This window comes from Pseudomonas sp. 58(2021), from assembly GCF_017491585.1.
Lineage (GTDB): Bacteria > Pseudomonadota > Gammaproteobacteria > Pseudomonadales > Pseudomonadaceae > Aquipseudomonas > Aquipseudomonas fluorescens_BT.
On sequence record NZ_JAFGYZ010000001.1, the window covers coordinates 284,797 to 302,590 of the forward strand.

The window sequence follows — 17,794 nt, forward strand, 5'->3', positions numbered from 1 at the left end:
ATCAGTGTGCGCCGAGTTCGCGGATCGTCTGCTTCAGGGTTTCGAAGTCGTAATCCGAGAGACCGATGTATTCGAGCACCAGCGGCCCGACAGCCTGCCACTCGAAGTCTTCGCTCTGGTTGCCCAGCACCCGGTACGACGCGCAGATATGCTCGGCCATTTTCAGGATCGCCAGCAGGTTTTTCATCTGACTGTTGCGCGAAGTCTCGTCGCTGAAGATCGCCATGGCGTTGTGGTGATTGGCGATGGCCGCGCTGACATGCTCCGGCAGGCGCCAGGACTTGGCCGTGTAGTAACCCACCACCGAATGGTTGGTGTTGTAGACGCGGTTTTCGGTGTCCACCACCCGGCATTCGGCACTGGCGTTGGCGTAAGCCTCTTCGAGCGTCTTCATATAGTCCGGGAAGCGCTGAAGCATCAACGGCACGCCGCAGTCATGGAACAAGCCCAAGGCGTAGGCCTCGTCGCTCGCCTCGGTACCGACGCGCTTGGCCAGGGTCAGGCAGGTCATGGCCACGTCCTGGGCAGTGTCCCAGAACCGGTTGAGGGTGACGATGGTGTCGTCGTTCATCTCGCCCTTGATCGACATCGCGTTGATCAGATTGATTATCGAACGGCTGCCCAACAGGTTCACCGCGCGCTTGATCGAGGTGATCTTGTTGCTCAGGCCGTAATAGGGCGAATTGACGATTTTCAGCAGTGAGCCGGACAGGCCGGGATCCTGGGAGATCAGCTTGGCGATCGTCTCCAGATCCGGATCGGGCATGTACTGCTCCATTTGCAGATCCACCATGATCTGCGGCTGCGCGGGCACACTGATGCCTTGCAGGGACTGTTGAATCTGTTCGGTGGTCAGCTCTTGGGACATAAGTACACACTCTGGGACAGGCGGCGATTCTAACCCCTAAAAACCGACGGACGACACATCGCGGGGCAGATCGGCGGAAACTTTCATTCAAGACCATCGAGCGAATTCTGCCTTCGTCCGTTTGCGCGCCAGGCCGGGGCGCCACATGTCCAGCATCGAACCTGCATGCATCGCAACACGGTATACTCCCGCTCTTTTTTCCGGAGCGACGTCATGTCCCTGCCTAGCTTGCGCCTCAAAGCCAACGCCGACCGTCGCCTGCGCGCCGGCCACCTGTGGGTCTACAGCAACGAAATCGACGTGGCCGCCACCCCGTTGCACGGCTTCAAGGCCGGCGACCAGGCGATCCTCGAAGCCGCCGGCGGCAAGCCGATGGGCATCGTGGCCATGAGCCCGAACAACCTGATCTGCGCCCGCCTGCTGTCGCGCGACATCAAGCTGGCGCTGGACAAGTCGCTGCTGGTGCATCGCCTGAACGTAGCGCTTTCCCTGCGTCAGCGCCTGTTCGACAAACCGTTCTATCGCCTGGTCTACGGCGACTCTGACCTGCTGCCGGGTCTGGTGGTCGACCGTTTCGGCGACATCCTCGTGGTGCAGATCGCCTCCGCCACCATGGAAGCCCATAAAGATGACGTGATCGCGGCACTGACCCAAGTGCTCAAGCCGAGCGGCATCCTGTTCAAGAACGACTCCGCCGCCCGTGACGCCGAAGGTCTGGAGCGCTACACCGAAACCGTATTCGGCCTGGTACCGGAGTGGGTGCCTCTGGAAGAGAACGGCGTGAAATTCGAAGCCCCGGTGATCCAGGGCCAGAAGACCGGCTGGTTCTACGACCACCGCATGAACCGCGCACGCCTGGCGCCTTACGCCAAAGGCAAACGCGTGCTGGACCTGTACAGCTACATCGGTGGCTGGGGTGTGCAGGCTGCCGCGTTCGGCGCCAGCGAAGTGTTCTGCGTCGATGCATCGGGCTTCGCCCTCGACGGCGTCGAGCGCAATGCCGCGCTGAACGGCTTTGCCGACAAGATGACCTGCATCGAAGGCGACGTCTTTGAAGCCCTGAAGGAACTCAAGGCCAGCGAAGAACGCTTCGACGTGATCGTGGCCGACCCGCCTGCGTTCATCAAGCGCAAAAAGGACATGAAAAACGGTGAAGGCGCCTACCGCCGCCTGAACGAGCAGGCCATGCGTCTGCTCAACAAGGACGGCATCCTGGTCAGCGCTTCGTGCTCGATGCACCTGCCGGAAGATGATCTGCAGAACATCCTGCTGACCAGCGCCCGCCACCTGGACCGCAATATCCAGCTGCTGGAGCGCGGCGGTCAGGGCCCGGATCACCCGGTACACCCGGCCATTGCTGAAACCCGCTACATCAAGAGCATCACCTGCCGCCTGCTGCCCAACAGCTGACAGGCGCACGGCATTGATGCTGTTGAAAGGGGAGCCTGCGGGCTCCCCTTCTTTTTGTCTTGCACTGTGCTTTCCTACATTTAACGTCCTGCCGTCGTGCAGGATATTTCCTTAAATACTTTATTTTCCGAAATTTAACTTACACATTCACTCCCAGCCAAAGATCACTCCGACAAAATTACTGGATAATTCCTACTTAATATTTGCTTGCGATTAATCCATTACAAACTATTATTAAGTCGTCACCACGGAGGTGACACCAACTAACCACGAAGCAACAATGAACAAGGAGTTCAATCATGAAAGCAATTACTCTGGAATCCCGCACCCTCGCAAACCTGGCTTTTCTGGTCGCACCTAAAGCCCGCTAAGTAAGGTGGGCGCTGGGTATGCCGGCTACTCAGCGCCTCTGACAACGCACCTATCCAGAGCAGCGTGCCCCAACATGCATATAAATCCTTATTTATTCATACTGCCACGAACGCCCGGCCAGATAGTCTGGAACTACAAAGACCATACTCAGCACGAACTTGATCTCGAATACTCTTCTCGACTGACACAACTTATCCACGATCCGGATTTATATGACAGCAACAACATAATAGACACGCAACTTCTAAAAGCCGGAATATTGACTTCTTTAAAAGTCACAGCGCCGGTCTGGGGCTGGGATGAACTGTCAAGGATCTACCATATCGGCACGCGGAATATTCCCTGCGAACACACTCCCCGAAATATTCAGGAATGGTCCAGGCAATACCTCGAACACTGCGAGACAGTGCTTGCCACTTCACCTCCGGCGGACGCCTCTGCAGACAACGGTCCAAATGCACTCATCGCCCTGCCAGCACCAATGGCACTGAATGACGATACCCTGTCGAGTTCACTCACCCGGCGCAAGACCTGCCGGTCCTTCACCGGCGCCCCCCTGTCGCTGGACGATGTCGGCACCTTGCTATACCTGTCTCTCGGTTACCTGCGAGAACGCGAGGCCGACTGTGACGACAGCATCGCCGAAGGGCTTGGCGCGCGGCGCAGCAGCCCTTCCGGGGGCGGGCTCAACGCCTGCGAAGGTTACTTGCTGATCCAGAACGCCGAAGGCCTGGCACCCGGCGTATATGCCTATCACCCGGCGGAACACGCCTTGAGCCTGATCAATCTGCCACCCGACACAGCACTGGGTAATCTCCTGGGAGGGCAGCACTTCATCAATAACCTGCCAATGGGCCTGTTCATCACCGCCCGCTTCGACAGACTCTGGTGGAAGTATCCCCACTCGCGCGCCTATCGAATGGCATTCGTCGAAGCCGGACACCTCTCACAGACGTTTCAACTGGTGGCCACTGCCCTGGGCATGAACACCTGGCTGACAGGTGCGTTTTCCGACGACCAGGTCGAGCGCTTGCTGAAACTCGAGAACAGTGCGGAACAACCCTTGTTCTTCGTCGGCTGCGGGGAAAGCGACGGTCAGGCGATGTGCCAGGAAATGCGTGACCTGTTGCGCGAGACGCAAGCATGAGCCTTCTCTCCCACGCCCCGACCTTCGAGTTTTCACTGGGCGACTGGAACACTCGCGCTTCGGTGCGCACCAGTGCCCACGATTACCGCTTGCCGGCTGATATAGCGCAGCAACTGGAAACCCGTCATTGGTTCCCGCCGGCATTTCTCCCCTATCTCGCGCACCCTGCCATCAAGGCGTCGGGCCGTTCGATGCTGCACCGACTCACGGCCAATCATCTGGTGCACTTTCTTGACTACACAACCCTGCTGGAGCACCGCATCGTCAATCGCGCCGTGGAAGTCATCGTTCACGGCGAACTGCCGATCGATGTTCCGCCGCTCATGAAAACTGCCGCGCTGCAGCTCTACACCGACGAGGGTTACCACGCCCTGTTCTCTCATCAGGTCGCGGAGCAGATCGCCGGGCTCTACGCCATCAACGCGCGCCCGGTGACGCCCAGGCGGATCATTCGCATGAACAGGCTGATCGCCAAAACCCTTCCAGAGCAACAACCGCTGACATGGTTCCTGCTCGGCTTCGTCTCGGAAACCATCATTGCCCGGGAACTGCTCGACGTCTGCCGGGACAGCCTGGTGTCCGGGGTCAGTGACATGCTGCGCGATCACCTCACCGACGAGGCGCGCCACAGTCGCTACTTCACTGAAGTGTTCCACTACCTCTGGCTGCATCTGGACTCGCACCAGCGAACTTTCGCGGCCGCCACCCTGCTCGAGATCATCGTGATCTTCTTCGAAGCCGATGACCGGTGGCTGCGACGAAGCCTGCGCGACGCCGGGATTGCCGACAGCGCGGTGCGGGAGATAGTCGACAGGTTGGTAACGGCGCAAGCCACCCGATTGCGCGCACGGACAGGCAGCATCGCCACATTGAATGCACTGAAGAAAGCCGGATTTTTTGCTGAATCTCAAAACCAGACACTTTTCGCCAGGGCGGGACTGATCGATGGATAACAGAAAATCCGGGATGACGACCCGACAGCGTCGCGGGGCCGTCAGCCTGTTGCTCGCATTGGTACTGCTGGGTGTATTTCCACTGGACGTCCTGCTGCCTTCGTTCCCGGCGCTGGCCGAACACTTTCGCAGCACCCCGGCGGACATCGCGCTGTCCATCAGCCTGTTCGCCGTCGGCATCGCCTTCGCCCAGCTGCTGATCGGGCCGCTGTCGGATGTGATCGGGCGCAAGGGTTTGCTGCTCGCCGGCATGAGCGTTTCAATGCTAGGCGCCCTCGGCTGTGTCATGACCACTGATTATTCGCTGTTCCTGATGTTCCGGGTCGTGCAGGCGCTGGGCTGCGGTTGCTTCGTACTGTCCCAGGCACTGGTCCAGGATCTGTTCGAAGGTCAGGAACGTGATCGCCTGCGAATCCTGATGGTCACCGCCGGCGGGATTTTCATCTCGCTATCGCCTCTTGCCGGTACGTTCTTGCAGGCAACACTGGGATGGCGTGGCAGCTTCTGGGTGTTCATCGCGTTATCAGCGGCCGTGCTGCTCAAGGCCTGTCTGTTTCTGGAGAACACCCGACCGACCACCCGTGGAACACGTACAAACTTCCTCACGGCTTACCGACAGGTTCTGGGGGATTTCGACTTCGTCGGCTACTGGCTGATTTCGGCATTTGCGTTCGCCTGCCACTTTTCATTCATCGTGATCTCGCCGCTGATCTTCATGGACCGGCTGCAATTGTCCGCTTACGAGTTCTCGTTGATCCTGCTGATCTACGGTGCGGCGTATGTCGCCGGTGGCATCCTCGCCAGCGTGCTGAGCAGGCGCATCACCAGTGGTCAGCAGATCGTTGTCGGCCTGAGCCTGATCCTGTTCGCCGGCGTGACCATGCTGTACCTGTCGTCGAGTTTTACCCTGGCTGCGGCGACAGTGCTGATCCCGATGCTGATCTGCACCGCCGGCACCACCATTGCCCGACCAGCGGCCACGTCCAGGGCCATGAGCCTGTTTCCGGACAACGCCGGCACGTCGGCGTCGGCCGGCAGCACCATCATTTTCATCTGCGGCGGCCTCATCAGTGCCTTGATCAGCCTGAGCCCGACCAATCTGCAATCCACACTGGGTTACGCTTTTGTCTTGCTCAGTGGCGTGGCACTCACATTGAACAGCCGGATCAGCCGTCGCGCCAGAATCCTCCAAGCCGACGCCATTGCACAACCGAACGGTGATTAACCCTGCCGGTCGTCATTCCGCACGCAGCGTCAGCACTGGAACAACGTTTTGCGCCATTCCCTCCTGACGCCAGCGGTGTAGAATCGCGAGATTCATCGCCATTCATCCCCGGCGGGTTTATGAGCTCAGGCTGAGACCAGCGGCGATCCCGCAACGTCATCGGCAACTTCAGGACACACGGCCATTTCTGAGTGTTCCAGACGTCAATAGAAGCTCACTCCCTTTTGATACCTGATTTAGCCGCCCGGAGTGCTCCATGCCAGATTACCGCTCGAAAACATCCACCCACGGCCGCAACATGGCCGGCGCCCGCGCACTGTGGCGCGCCACCGGGATGAAAGATGACGACTTCAAGAAGCCGATCATCGCCATTGCCAACTCCTTCACCCAGTTCGTACCGGGCCACGTCCACCTGAAGGACCTGGGCCAGCTGGTTGCCCGTGAGATCGAACGCGCCGGTGGCGTGGCAAAAGAATTCAACACCATCGCCGTGGACGACGGCATCGCCATGGGCCACGACGGCATGCTCTATTCGCTGCCGAGCCGCGAGATCATTGCCGACTCCGTCGAGTACATGGTCAACGCCCACTGCGCCGACGCCATCGTCTGCATCTCCAACTGCGACAAGATCACCCCGGGCATGCTGATGGCCGCCCTGCGCCTGAACATTCCGGTGATCTTCGTTTCCGGCGGCCCGATGGAAGCCGGCAAGACCAAACTGGCCAGCCACGGTCTCGACCTCGTCGACGCCATGGTCATCGCCGCCGACTCCAGCGCTTCTGACGAGAAGGTTGCCGAGTACGAGCGCAGCGCCTGCCCGACCTGCGGTTCGTGCTCCGGCATGTTCACCGCCAACTCGATGAACTGCCTGACCGAAGCCCTTGGCCTTGCATTGCCGGGCAACGGTTCGACCCTGGCCACCCACAGCGACCGCGAACAGCTGTTCCTGCAGGCCGGCCGCACCATCGTCGAACTCTGCAAGCGCTACTACGGCGAGAACGACGAGTCGGTCCTGCCGCGCAACATCGCCAACTTCAAGGCGTTCGAGAACGCGATGATGCTCGATATCGCCATGGGCGGTTCGACCAACACCATCCTGCACTTGCTGGCCGCCGCCCAGGAAGCCGAGATCGACTTCGACCTGCGCGACATTGATCGTCTGTCGCGCAAGGTGCCGCAACTGTGCAAGGTCGCGCCGAACATCCAGAAGTACCACATGGAAGACGTGCACCGCGCCGGCGGCATCTTCAGCATTCTCGGTTCGCTGGCCCGTGGCGGCCTGCTGCACACCGACCTGCCGACCGTGCACAGCCGCAGCATGGAAGAAGCCATCGCCAAGTGGGACATCACCCAGACCAACGATGAAGCCGTGCATCACTTCTTCAAGGCAGGTCCTGCCGGTATCCCGACCCAGACCGCGTTCAGCCAGTCGACCCGCTGGGAAACCCTGGACGACGACCGTGAAAACGGTTGCATCCGCAGCTTCGAACACGCCTATTCGAAAGAAGGCGGCCTGGCCGTGCTGTACGGCAACATCGCCCTGGACGGCTGCGTGGTGAAAACCGCCGGCGTCGACGAATCGATCCACGTGTTCGAAGGCAACGCGAAGATTTTCGAAAGCCAGGACAGCGCCGTGCGCGGCATCCTCGCCGACGAAGTGAAGGAAGGCGACATCGTCATCATTCGCTACGAAGGCCCGAAAGGCGGCCCGGGCATGCAGGAAATGCTCTACCCGACCTCGTACCTGAAATCCAAGGGCCTGGGCAAAGCCTGCGCCCTGCTGACCGATGGCCGTTTCTCCGGCGGCACCTCCGGCCTGTCCATCGGCCACGCTTCGCCAGAGGCTGCAGCCGGCGGCGCGATCGGTCTGGTGCAAGACGGTGACAAGGTACTGATCGACATCCCGAACCGCTCGATCAACCTGCTGATCAGCGACGAAGAACTGGCGGCTCGCCGGGTCGAGCAGGACAAGAAAGGCTGGAAACCGGTCGAACAGCGTCCACGCAAAGTGACCACCGCCCTCAAGGCCTACGCCCTGCTGGCGACCAGCGCCGACAAGGGTGCCGTGCGCAACAAGGCGATGCTCGACGGGCTGTAAGCGTCAACTCGCAGAAACAAAAATGCCCCGCCAAGTGCGGGGCATTTTTTTGCCTGACCGAAATCCCAATGTCACTGCAGATCAAAACTGTGGGAGCAAGCCCGCTCCCACATTGGATCTATGCAGGTTTACTGGATTTCTTCAGGTTTGACGATCACCCAGTTCTTGTCCGCCGTCACCGGCAAACCTTCTTTTGCCTGGGCCGCGGCATGCTTGGCCATCATGCCGTTGAGCTGGGTCATATACTTGTCCTTGCGGTTGACCCACAGGTGAATCCCACCCTTGGCCACGTCCACATCGTGGAACAGCATGTAGCCGTCGCTGGTCGGCGTGTCGCCACCCACCAGCACCGGTTTTTTCCATTCGTCGATGTAGGTCAGGATCGCCGCGTGCTTGCCGGCCATCCAGGTCGCCGGGGTCCAGAGGTATGGCGTCAGTTCCAGGCCGAGGTTGGCCTTCTCGTCATACTTGCCGGCGGTGATCTGCTTGCGTGCAGTGGTCAGTTCACCGGTCTCGCGGTTCTTCAGCAAGGTGGTCACACCGATAACGTTCTGCGGTTTGACGTTGTAGCCGTACTTCGGATCGGCCGCGACCATCCGCACCAGTTCTTCGGAGGCGGCGGTCATCACGTAGACCTCGATGCCGTTCTCCATCAGTTTGTTGTACAGCTCAGCCTGACCGGTGAAGACTTTCGGCGGCTGCACGTCGATGTTCTTCACTACATCGCCTTCGTAATAGGTCGCCGGCACCGGCTTGCCCGACGCCATCAGTTCGTCGACGTAGCCTTTGAGTTCCTTGAGGGTGAAGCCGGAGAACACCTGCGCCACCCATGGGTAGCAGACCATGTCGTCGACTTCGCAGAGGCGGTAGTAGTAGCTGAACAGGCTTTCCTTGTGGTCGGCGGTGTCCTTGAACGGCATCAGTTTCAGCGACGGGTCGAGCTTGTCACGGGTGATCAGGCCCTTGTTTTCCATGAACGGCAGCAGCGACTCTTCCAGGTCGTAGCGGTAACTGGTGTTGTCCATGTCGAACACCGCGTAGTTACCCTTGTTGGCGTTGGCGGCGATCATCGCGTCCAGCGCCTTGGCCTGATCGGCCGGCCAGTGCTTGAGGTCAGTGGCGAACGCTTGGCCAACAAGGCCGAAGCAGAGTGCGGCAGCCAGCAATTTAGGTGCGAACTTCATTCTGCGTTTCTCCCCGATTGAAAGAGATCGACGCTAACAAATCAGTGTGACAGTTACCGTCTGTCAGCGACTGTCCACGTCCCTTTTGCGCCAACTGCATCCCCGAGAACGACACCCGCTTATTCCAAAAACGACGGACGACCTTTGATTTCGGTATTAAATCATTGGAAATCAAGCTGTTAGGCTTGCCGGTTCGCAACAGCCCCGGAAGGTTGTTGGCACAGTCTTTTCTGGAGTCCTCATGAATCTGCCCCTGATTCTCAACTTGCTGGTGTTCCTTGCCTTGCTCTTCGGTCTGGCGCAAACCCGTCACACCACGTGGAGCCTGGCGAAAAAAGTTCTGCTCGCGCTGGTGCTGGGCGTGGCATTCGGTGTCGCGCTGCACACGATTTACGGCGCGGGCAACCCGGTGCTGAAAGCCTCGATCGGCTGGTTTGATCTGGTCGGCAACGGTTATGTGCAACTGCTGCAAATGATCGTGATTCCGCTGGTATTCGCCTCGATCCTCAGCGCCGTGGCCCGTCTGCACAACGCTTCGTCGCTGGGCAAGATCAGCTTCCTGACCATCGGCACGCTGCTGTTCACCACGGCGATTGCGGCACTGATCGGCATCGGCCTGACCAACCTGTTCGGCCTGACCGCCGAAGGCCTGGTCGCCGGCACCCAGGAAATGGCCCGTCTGCAAACCATCCAGACCGACTACGCCGGCAAGGTCGCCGACCTGAATGTGCCGCAGCTGCTGCTGTCGTTCATCCCGCAGAACCCGTTCGCCGACCTGGCGCGGGCCAAGCCGACCTCGATCATCAGCGTGGTGATCTTCGCTGCGTTCATGGGGGTTGCCGCGCTGCAACTGCTCAAGGATGACGCCGAGAAAGGTCAGAAAGTGATCAACGCCATCGACACCCTGCAAGCCTGGGTGATGCGTCTGGTACGTCTGGTGATGAAGCTGACGCCTTACGGCGTGCTGGCACTGATGACCAAAGTGGTGGCCGGTTCCAACCTGCAGGACATCATCAAGCTCGGCAGCTTCGTGGTGGTGTCGTACCTCGGTCTGGGCCTGATGTTCGTGGTACACGGTCTGCTGGTCTCGGCGGCCGGGATCAACCCGCTGCGTTTCTTCCGCAAGATCTGGCCGGTGCTGACCTTCGCGTTCACCAGCCGCTCCAGCGCCGCGAGCATTCCGCTGAGCATCGAAGCGCAGACCCGGCGTCTGGGCATTCCACAATCGGTTGCAAGCTTCGCCGCTTCGTTCGGCGCGACCATCGGCCAGAACGGCTGCGCCGGTCTGTACCCGGCAATGCTGGCGGTGATGGTTGCGCCCACCGTGGGCATCAACCCGCTGGATCCGCTGTGGATTGCGACGCTGGTGGCGATTGTGACCTTGAGTTCCGCCGGTGTGGCGGGCGTGGGCGGCGGCGCGACCTTCGCCGCGCTGATCGTTCTGCCGGCCATGGGCTTGCCGGTTTCGCTGGTGGCGTTGCTGATTTCGGTCGAGCCGCTGATCGACATGGGTCGTACGGCGCTGAACGTGAGTGGTTCGATCACCGCTGGCGCGATTACCAGCCAGGCGATGCAGCAGACCGACAAGGCACTGCTGGAAGCGGATGAGCATGCGGAGCTTGCTCAGGCTTAAACTCTTTAGCGCCTAGGCGGGCCTCTTCGCGGGCAAGCCCGCTCCCACAGGGATCCTCGGTGTTAACACAATGTGTTTTTCGCCTCAGATGCTGTGGGAGCGGGCTTGCCCGCGATGCTCTTAGGCTCGAGTGTAAACTTCAAAACGGTATGAAGGCTTGTCGCCTTCAGCAGCATTTGATTCGAACGACGTCCGCTCCCAATCGTACGGGGTGAACTCTGGGAACAACGCATCCCCTACAGGGCTTAAATTTACCCGAGTCAAGTACAGGCGATCCGCATGCGGCAGTGCCTGTGCGTATAACTGCGCACCGCCAATCAGCATCAACTCATCTGCACCTTTCTCTAGCGCCCACTCTTCTGCGCGGGCTACAGCCGCTTCAAGCGAGGGGAAAACCTCCGCCCCATCGAGTTGCAGATCCGATTGCCGACTTACGACAATGTTCAAACGACCCGGAAGTGGACGCCCCAAAGAGTCCCAAGTCTTGCGCCCCATAATGATTGGCTTGCCAAGGGTTTTTTCTTTGAAGTACCTGAAATCCCCAGGCAAATGCCAGGGCATGCTGTTATTTACGCCGATGACTTGGTTTTCACCAAGAGCAGCGATCAGACATAGAGGAAGAGTATTGTTCATTCGGGTGAGGATACCAGAGGTTCCGCATCCCGCAACTTGCCCCGACCAGCGCCACAGCGGTTATGCTCACGGCTCAATCAAGCAACGGGATGCCGCGTGACTGAACTGACTTCACTGCAAAACCTCTGGCTCACCGAAACCGTGCGCCTGCGCGAAGAACACGCAGGCCCGCTGGACGATCAGGAAGCCAATCGCCTGGCCCGCGCGGCCGGCGGCGATCTGCCGGGACGCATTCAACGCCGCGCCCTGTGGCTGGCCGAGCGTGACGGCCTGACCTCTGCGCTCAAGCACTGGCTGCAAGGCGCGCGTCTGGCGCTGGTGTTGCTGGCGATCTTCGCGGTTCTGAGCGGCGCCGGCCTGGCCTTCGCCGCACTGGGCCAGACGCCGGTCAATGTGTTCTGGGCCCTGGGCAGTCTGCTCGGGCTGAATCTGATCTTGCTGTTGAGCTGGGCGCTGGGGCTGATCTTCGCCGGAGAGCACGGCGCCACACTCGGCCGCTTGTGGCTGTGGCTCAGTGAAAGACTCGCCCGCGACGCCAAGGCTGCGCAACTGGCGCCGGCCCTGTTGTTGATGCTGCAACGCCAGAAACTCAATCGCTGGGCGCTCGGCTCGCTGGTCAACGGTTTGTGGTTGCTGGCGATGGTCAGCGCGCTGATTTTGCTGCTGACGCTGATGGCGACCCGGCGCTACGGCTTCGTCTGGGAAACCACGATTCTCAGTGCCGACACGTTCATCAACATGACCCAGGCCCTCGGCGCCTTGCCGGCGCTGCTGGGCTTCAACGTGCCGACCGTGGACATGATCCGCGCCAGCGGCGACACCGCGCTGAACATCGAAAGCGCCCGTCAGGCCTGGGCGACCTGGCTGGCCGGCGTGCTGGTGGTGTATGGCGTGCTGCCGCGCCTGCTGCTGGCGCTGTTCTGCTTCTGGCGCTGGAACAGCGGCAAGGCTGAGTTGCGTCTGGACCTGAACCTGCCCGGTTACGCCCAGTTGCGCGAACGCCTGATGCCGACCAGCGAACGCCTCGGCATCACCGACCCCGAGCCTGCGCAATTGCACCGCGTCGAAAGCACCGTCGGCGAACACGCCAGCGATGGCGCGCTGCTGGTGGCCATCGAACTGGACGATCAACACCCATGGCCACCGGCGTTGCCGAAAAACGTCAGCAACGCCGGCATCCTCGACAGCCGTGAATCGCGCAACAAACTGCTCGAACAACTCAGCCGCTTCCCCCCGGCGCGCCTCGCGATTGCCTGTGACCCACGACGTTCGCCGGATCGCGGCAGCCTGGCGCTGATCGCCGAGCTGGCACGCAATGCCGCCGCGACCCGGGTCTGGCTGTTGCAGGCGCCGCCAGGACAAGCGCTGGACGCCGAACGCCTCGGTGACTGGCACGTCGCATTGCAACAGCTGCAACTGCCGTTCGCCGATTGCGCCCCGTTGAACTGGCTGGAGCATGGACATGACTGATGCCTGGAAAGCACCGCTGAAACTGGCGGTGGTCGGCCACACCAACGTCGGCAAGACTTCGCTGTTGCGTACCCTGACCCGCGACGTCGGCTTCGGTGAAGTCTCCCATCGACCGAGCACCACCCGGCATGTCGAAGGCGCGCGGTTGTCGGTGGATGGCGAGCCGTTGCTCGACCTCTACGACACGCCCGGTCTGGAAGACGCCATCGCCCTGCTGGATTTTCTCGAACGACTGGAACGCCCCGGCGAACGCCTCGACGGCCCGGCACGGTTGGCGCGGTTTCTCGACGGCAGCGAAGCGCGCCAGCGTTTCGAACAGGAAGCCAAGGTGCTGCGGCAACTGCTCGATTCCGATGCCGGCCTGTACGTGATCGACGCCCGCGAACCGGTGCTGGCCAAGTACCGCGATGAACTGGAAGTGTTGGCCAGTTGCGGAAAACCGTTGCTGCCGGTGCTGAATTTCGTCAGCAGCGCCAACCATCGCGAGCCGGACTGGCGTGAAGCCCTGGCGCGCCTCGGCCTGCACGCGCTGGTGCGTTTCGACAGCGTCGCCCCGCCCGAAGACGGGGAGCGTCGGTTGTATGAAAGCCTCGCACTGTTGCTGGAAAACGCCCGCCCACAACTTGAACGCCTGATCGCCGATCAACAGGCCCAACGCCTCGCCCGCGAGCAAAGCGCCGCACGCCTGATTGCCGAATTGCTGATCGACTGCGCCGCATGCCGACGCAGTGTGGCGAGTAACGCCGAGCAGGAACAACAGGCCATCAGCGAACTGCGCAAAGCCGTGCGCCAGCGCGAACAACGCTGCGTCGAAGCGCTGCTCAAGCTCTACGCCTTCCGCCCGCAGGACGCCGCCGCCAGCGATCTGCCGCTGCTCGACGGACGCTGGGGCGATGACCTGTTCAACCCGGAAACCCTCAAGCAGCTCGGCGTGCGGGTCGGCGGTGGAATCGCTGCCGGCGCGGCCGCCGGTGCGGGTGTGGATCTGCTGGTCGGCGGCATCACCCTCGGCGCCGCCGCACTGGCCGGTGCCATTGCCGGCGGCGCCCTGCAAACCGCCCGCAGCTATGGCAACCGCCTGCTGGACAAGATCAAAGGGCAGCGGGAACTGACGGTCGACGACAACGTGCTGCGCCTGTTGGCATTGCGTCAGCGGCAATTGTTGCAAGCGCTGAATGTTCGTGGTCATGCGGCGATGGACGCCGTTCAGGTGGCGACGCCGCAGGACAAGACATGGCGTGAGGGCAAGTTGCCGGAAGCGCTGAACATCGCCCGGGCCCATCCGCAATGGTCGTCGCTCAACCCGCATCCGAAGCTGAATCAGGCCCAGCGTCAGGAACAGATCGATGAGCTGGTGAGCAAGGTCCTCGAGCTCTAGAACCAGCCGAGCTTGAGGAACTGTTTGACCAGCGCCGTCACCCGGCTGCGATCGGTGCGATTGGCGCGCCCGTCGTTGTCGACGTCCGAACACAGGACAACCTCGAAGCGACCATCGTTATCCAGGTCGTGGACGGCAGCCTTGTAAGCAATGGTTTCGCCCTGGTGAAAGTGCAGCCTCACTGATTCCGGCGTTCCATCGCTGCCGGGGTTCAGAGCGAAGATCCGCAGATGTCGCGCATCCTCGTCGGCCGCGTTGAACCAGGCACATTTCAGATAGGTTCTGGTGAAGCTGCGTAGTTGCGCCACCTCGCGAGCAGAGGCTTCGCGCCAGTCCTGTTCACTGTCATGAAAGCGCAGCTGGACACTGTCCCCTGCGCCGCTGCCCGATCGATCCCGGGCAATCACTTTCAAAAAACGCATCCGTGCGCTCCTTCGACAAAGAGCCAGTCTGGGCCGAAGGGGCAACACGCGCCATGCACCGTTTCCCGGTTTGGCGTAAGAAGGTTCAGCGCGCTTCGCGAGACAACACGGTAAAAGCCTTGTGCTTCAACAGCGCAAGATCCATCACCGGAACAGCCATTTCTTTGGCCAACTCATCCCACTGGCGCATTCGCAGGCTGACAGCACACAACGGATCCTGCTCGAACGCATCCGCTTCAGCCTCGGTCATCACCCCGCCCTGATAGTCCAGGGTGCGGCGGCTGGCTTCGCTCAAGCGCTCGTAGTAGCCCGCCTCCCTGAGCGTCAGATAGCGCTTGGCCTGGACGTGATATTCCACCAGCCGCGCCAGGCGTTCGCTGAAGCCGGCCTCACGCAAATAATCCGCGCCGAGGCGCTCGTGGCTGACCACGCCATAACCGCCCATGTTCTCCGCGCCTTCGGCACACAAGTGACCGATGTCATGGAAGAACGCGGCGAGCACCACTTCATCGTCGAAGCCTTCGGCGATGGCCAGTTGCGCCGCCTGGGACATGTGCTCGATCTGCGACACCGGTTCGCCGATGTAGTCGCTGGCGCCGAAACGCTCATAGAGGCCGAACACCCGCTCGATGATTTGTTCGTGGCTCAACATCCGTTCTCTCCAAAAAGCTGTGCCACATTGCGCTCGGCCATGGCCGGGCCGACGCTCATGCCAACGCCGCTGTGCATCAGCGCCACACTCAACCCCGACGCCGGCCGCAAAAACGAAAACGGCCCCGGCCCCCGGGAACCATAGACACCCTGCCAGCGCTCGACTACTTGCACCTTGCAGCCGAGGGTCTGTTCGGCCAGTTCGAGCATCCAGTTGTCGACCTGCTCGGCGTTGAACGGCGACGGATCACTGCCGTAATGGTGCGAATCGCCAATGATCAGTTCGCCATACGGCGTCGGGCTGATCAGCAGGTGAATGCCGTTTTCCTGCAAGTGCGGTTGCTCGCGCAGGATTTGCGCCTGCACTGCAGCCGCTTCCGGCAGATCGGCGAAGGCGCCGTAGTGCACGCAACTGAGGCCGGTGAGCAAGGCGTGTTGCAGGTTCAGGTCGATCTGCGGCCGAGCGCGAAGCATTTGCAGGCGGCAGATTTGCGGGTCGAGGGTGGCAATCGGCTCGGCCAGCAGGGTCTGATAATCGTGACCGGAACAGACGATGATCTGCTCGGCGGTGAAGATCCCGGCGGTACTGTGCAAGCGCTCCGGTTCGACGTCGCGCACCAGCGTCGAGAAGTGAAACTCGACGTTGAGTTCGCGACGCAAGTAGTCGATCAGCGCCCGAATCGCCTCCCGGGAATACAGCTGTTGATCATCAATCCCGTGCAGCGCGGCGCGGTGATGGCTGAACTGGCCGCCGTACAGATCGCGCAACGCGGCACCACGCAGCAGCTCGACGCGGTAGTCGTGCTCGACGGCGCGCCCGGCGCAGAAGGCTTCCAGCAAATGTTCTTCCGCCTCGGTGCGGGCGAACAGGTACGAGCCGTTGCGCTTGAGTTGCAGGCCGGCGAGCTGCGCCCACTGGCCCCAGATCTCGCGGCTGGCCTTGGCCAGTTCGAGCATCGGGCCCGGTGGCTGGCCGGTGACCAGGGCCTGGCCGAAGTTACGAACCGACGCGCCGAGTGGCGTGGCAGTGCGTTCGAAAACTGTAACCTTGAGACCGCGCCGGGCGGCCGCGTAGGCGTGGGACAGGCCCAGGATGCCGGCGCCGACGATCAACAAGTCTTTGTGTTGTGTCATCTAGAGGTGCTCTGAATGAGGACCGCCATCGCCGGCAAGCCCGCTCCCACAGGTGGATCAGGTGTGCACAGAATTTGTGTTCACTGGATATCCAATGTGGGAGCGGGCTTGCTCGCGAAGAGGCCCTGTCAGTCGATGAAGATCTTACTTAGCCGCGACTTTCTCGGACTTGCCGTCATAGCGCTTGCGCCATTCGGTCAGGATCTCGTCGCGGTTCTTCGAGGCCCAGGCGAAGTCGTTCTTGATCAGGCGTTGCTCGTAGTCGGCCGGCAGTTCGGTCTGCGGCTTGGCGATACCCGGCTGGGCGAGAACGGCGAAGTTTTCCTTGTACAGGTCCATCGCCGGGGCGCTGGCGGAGAAGTCGGCCAGTTTCTTCGCGGCCTCTTCGTGCGGCGTGCCTTTGATCACGGCAGTCGCCTCGATCTCCCAGCCCAGGCCTTCCTTCGGCAGGATGATGTCCAGCGGCGCGCCCTGGCGCTTGAGCTGAACAGCCGGGTATTCGAAGGAAATCCCGATCGGGAATTCGCCCGCCGCCGCCAGTTTGCAAGGCTTGGAACCGGAGTGAACGTACTGGCCGATGTTCTGGTGCAGGCCGTCCATATAGGCCCAGCCCTGCTTCTCGCCGAAGGTTTGCAGCCAGGCGCTGACGTCGAGGAAACCGGTGCCGGACGAAGCCGGATTCGGCATCACGATCTTGCCTTTGTACTCAGGCTTGGTCAGGTCCTGCCAGCTCACCGGTTTGGTCAGGCCCTGCTTTTCGGCCTCGACGGTGTTGAAGCAAATGGTCGCGGCCCAGACGTCCATGCCGACCCAGGCTGGCGGGTTGGCGGCGTCGCGGTAGTTCGCGCCGATCTTGCCCAGATCCTTCGGCGCATAGCTTTGCAGCATGCCTTGCTGATCGAGGATCGCCAGGCTCGACGCCGCCAGGCCCCACACTGCGTCAGCCTGCGGGCGATCCTTTTCGGCCAGCAGTTTGGCGGTGATGATCCCGGTGGAATCGCGCACCCACTTGATCTCGACGTCCGGGTTGGCCTTTTCGAAGGCCTCTTTGTAGGACTTCAACTGTTCGGCTTCGAGGGCGGTGTACACCGTCAACTCGGTTTTTGCCGCGAAGGCATTCAGGCTGAAAGTAGCGAGCACAGCAGCGGCCAGGGCCATAGGCTTGAACATGATCGTTTTCCTGTCGGTGAGTTGAGGCTTTAGGGATTAGTCGTGG

The 17,794-nt window shown here is 61.1% G+C and carries 15 protein-coding genes; 8 read left to right on the forward strand and 7 right to left on the reverse strand.

The genetic code is table 11. The features are described from left to right. Position 1 precedes the first annotated feature (1 nt). On the reverse strand, positions 2–814 hold the full coding sequence (locus tag J5M72_RS01320) for an HDOD domain-containing protein (RefSeq protein ID WP_169432715.1): 813 nt from the start codon (positions 812–814) through the stop codon (positions 2–4). 267 nt (positions 815–1,081) lie between these two features. Between J5M72_RS01320 and J5M72_RS01325 the strand changes: the two genes are divergently transcribed. The 5 genes from J5M72_RS01325 to ilvD all read left to right on the forward strand — a co-directional run bounded on the left by J5M72_RS01325 (position 1,082) and on the right by ilvD (position 8,073). Continuing rightward, positions 1,082–2,278 (forward strand): class I SAM-dependent rRNA methyltransferase, encoded by a 1,197-nt coding sequence (locus tag J5M72_RS01325; protein ID WP_169432322.1) that lies wholly within the window; start codon positions 1,082–1,084, stop codon positions 2,276–2,278. A gap of 445 nt (positions 2,279–2,723) precedes the next feature. Then, entirely contained in the window at positions 2,724–3,797 is a 1,074-nt protein-coding gene (locus tag J5M72_RS01330; RefSeq protein WP_207863805.1) for a SagB family peptide dehydrogenase, read from the forward strand. Further along, on the forward strand, positions 3,794–4,750 hold the full coding sequence (locus J5M72_RS01335; RefSeq protein ID WP_207863806.1) for a diiron oxygenase: 957 nt from the start codon (positions 3,794–3,796) through the stop codon (positions 4,748–4,750). The genes J5M72_RS01330 and J5M72_RS01335 overlap by 4 nt, the downstream gene beginning before the upstream one ends. Then, a complete protein-coding gene (locus tag J5M72_RS01340; protein ID WP_207863807.1) occupies positions 4,743–5,975 on the forward strand; it encodes an MFS transporter in 1,233 nt (410 codons plus the stop codon). Before J5M72_RS01335 ends, J5M72_RS01340 begins: the two co-directional genes overlap by 8 nt. A 256-nt stretch (positions 5,976–6,231) precedes the next feature. After that, complete coding sequence (gene ilvD, locus J5M72_RS01345) at positions 6,232–8,073, forward strand: dihydroxy-acid dehydratase (RefSeq protein ID WP_207863808.1); 1,842 nt, start codon at positions 6,232–6,234, stop codon at positions 8,071–8,073. Positions 8,074–8,201: 128 nt separating this feature from the next. On the opposite strand, the gene J5M72_RS01350 is transcribed toward ilvD, so the two are convergent. Next, complete coding sequence (locus J5M72_RS01350; protein ID WP_207863809.1) at positions 8,202–9,257, reverse strand: haloacid dehalogenase-like hydrolase; 1,056 nt, start codon at positions 9,255–9,257, stop codon at positions 8,202–8,204. A 241-nt stretch (positions 9,258–9,498) separates the two neighbouring features. On the opposite strand from J5M72_RS01350, the gene J5M72_RS01355 reads away from it, so the two are divergent. Beyond that, positions 9,499–10,890: an L-cystine transporter gene (locus tag J5M72_RS01355; protein WP_169432328.1), complete on the forward strand. Its 1,392-nt coding sequence runs from the start codon at positions 9,499–9,501 to the stop codon at positions 10,888–10,890. A 120-nt stretch (positions 10,891–11,010) separates the two neighbouring features. On the opposite strand, the gene J5M72_RS01360 is transcribed toward J5M72_RS01355, so the two are convergent. Further along, the gene (locus J5M72_RS01360; RefSeq protein ID WP_207863810.1) at positions 11,011–11,523 is read right to left on the reverse strand and encodes a dihydrofolate reductase; all 513 of its coding nucleotides are present in this window, start codon (positions 11,521–11,523) and stop codon (positions 11,011–11,013) included. Positions 11,524–11,619: 96 nt separating this feature from the next. Between J5M72_RS01360 and J5M72_RS01365 the strand changes: the two genes are divergently transcribed. Both J5M72_RS01365 and J5M72_RS01370 read left to right on the forward strand, forming a co-directional pair. Further along, complete coding sequence (locus J5M72_RS01365; RefSeq protein WP_207863811.1) at positions 11,620–12,993, forward strand: DUF2868 domain-containing protein; 1,374 nt, start codon at positions 11,620–11,622, stop codon at positions 12,991–12,993. Further along, positions 12,986–14,371 carry a GTPase/DUF3482 domain-containing protein gene (locus J5M72_RS01370; protein ID WP_207863812.1) on the forward strand — a complete coding sequence of 462 codons (1,386 nt, stop codon included), beginning with the start codon at positions 12,986–12,988 and terminating at the stop codon, positions 14,369–14,371. The genes J5M72_RS01365 and J5M72_RS01370 overlap by 8 nt, the downstream gene beginning before the upstream one ends. On the opposite strand, the gene J5M72_RS01375 is transcribed toward J5M72_RS01370, so the two are convergent. The 4 genes from J5M72_RS01375 to J5M72_RS01390 form a co-directional block, all read right to left on the reverse strand. Beyond that, positions 14,368–14,793, reverse strand: coding sequence for a hypothetical protein (locus J5M72_RS01375; protein WP_207863813.1), 426 nt, complete (start codon positions 14,791–14,793; stop codon positions 14,368–14,370). The genes J5M72_RS01370 and J5M72_RS01375 overlap by 4 nt on opposite strands. An 85-nt stretch (positions 14,794–14,878) precedes the next feature. Then, positions 14,879–15,445 carry a phosphonate degradation HD-domain oxygenase gene (locus J5M72_RS01380; RefSeq protein WP_207863814.1) on the reverse strand — a complete coding sequence of 189 codons (567 nt, stop codon included), beginning with the start codon at positions 15,443–15,445 and terminating at the stop codon, positions 14,879–14,881. Then, positions 15,439–16,578 (reverse strand): TIGR03364 family FAD-dependent oxidoreductase, encoded by a 1,140-nt coding sequence (locus J5M72_RS01385; protein ID WP_207863815.1) that lies wholly within the window; start codon positions 16,576–16,578, stop codon positions 15,439–15,441. Before J5M72_RS01385 ends, J5M72_RS01380 begins: the two co-directional genes overlap by 7 nt. A 144-nt stretch (positions 16,579–16,722) precedes the next feature. Then, the gene (locus J5M72_RS01390; protein ID WP_064600170.1) at positions 16,723–17,748 is read right to left on the reverse strand and encodes a putative 2-aminoethylphosphonate ABC transporter substrate-binding protein; all 1,026 of its coding nucleotides are present in this window, start codon (positions 17,746–17,748) and stop codon (positions 16,723–16,725) included. Positions 17,749–17,794 lie beyond the last annotated feature (46 nt).

Excerpts from the sequence above, each read along its gene's own strand:
- J5M72_RS01325 (WP_169432322.1), top strand. The coding sequence starts at position 1,082 with ATGTCCCTGCCTAGCTTGCGCCTCAAAGCCAACGCCGACCGTCGCCTG.
- J5M72_RS01330 (WP_207863805.1), top strand. The coding sequence starts at position 2,724 with ATGCATATAAATCCTTATTTATTCATACTGCCACGAACGCCCGGCCAG.
- J5M72_RS01335 (WP_207863806.1), top strand. The coding sequence starts at position 3,794 with ATGAGCCTTCTCTCCCACGCCCCGACCTTCGAGTTTTCACTGGGCGAC.
- J5M72_RS01340 (WP_207863807.1), top strand. The coding sequence starts at position 4,743 with ATGGATAACAGAAAATCCGGGATGACGACCCGACAGCGTCGCGGGGCC.
- ilvD (WP_207863808.1), top strand. The coding sequence starts at position 6,232 with ATGCCAGATTACCGCTCGAAAACATCCACCCACGGCCGCAACATGGCC.
- J5M72_RS01350 (WP_207863809.1), bottom strand. The coding sequence starts at position 9,257 with ATGAAGTTCGCACCTAAATTGCTGGCTGCCGCACTCTGCTTCGGCCTT.
- J5M72_RS01355 (WP_169432328.1), top strand. The coding sequence starts at position 9,499 with ATGAATCTGCCCCTGATTCTCAACTTGCTGGTGTTCCTTGCCTTGCTC.
- J5M72_RS01360 (WP_207863810.1), bottom strand. The coding sequence starts at position 11,523 with ATGAACAATACTCTTCCTCTATGTCTGATCGCTGCTCTTGGTGAAAAC.
- J5M72_RS01370 (WP_207863812.1), top strand. The coding sequence starts at position 12,986 with ATGACTGATGCCTGGAAAGCACCGCTGAAACTGGCGGTGGTCGGCCAC.
- J5M72_RS01375 (WP_207863813.1), bottom strand. The coding sequence starts at position 14,793 with ATGCGTTTTTTGAAAGTGATTGCCCGGGATCGATCGGGCAGCGGCGCA.
- J5M72_RS01380 (WP_207863814.1), bottom strand. The coding sequence starts at position 15,445 with ATGTTGAGCCACGAACAAATCATCGAGCGGGTGTTCGGCCTCTATGAG.
- J5M72_RS01385 (WP_207863815.1), bottom strand. The coding sequence starts at position 16,578 with ATGACACAACACAAAGACTTGTTGATCGTCGGCGCCGGCATCCTGGGC.
- J5M72_RS01390 (WP_064600170.1), bottom strand. The coding sequence starts at position 17,748 with ATGTTCAAGCCTATGGCCCTGGCCGCTGCTGTGCTCGCTACTTTCAGC.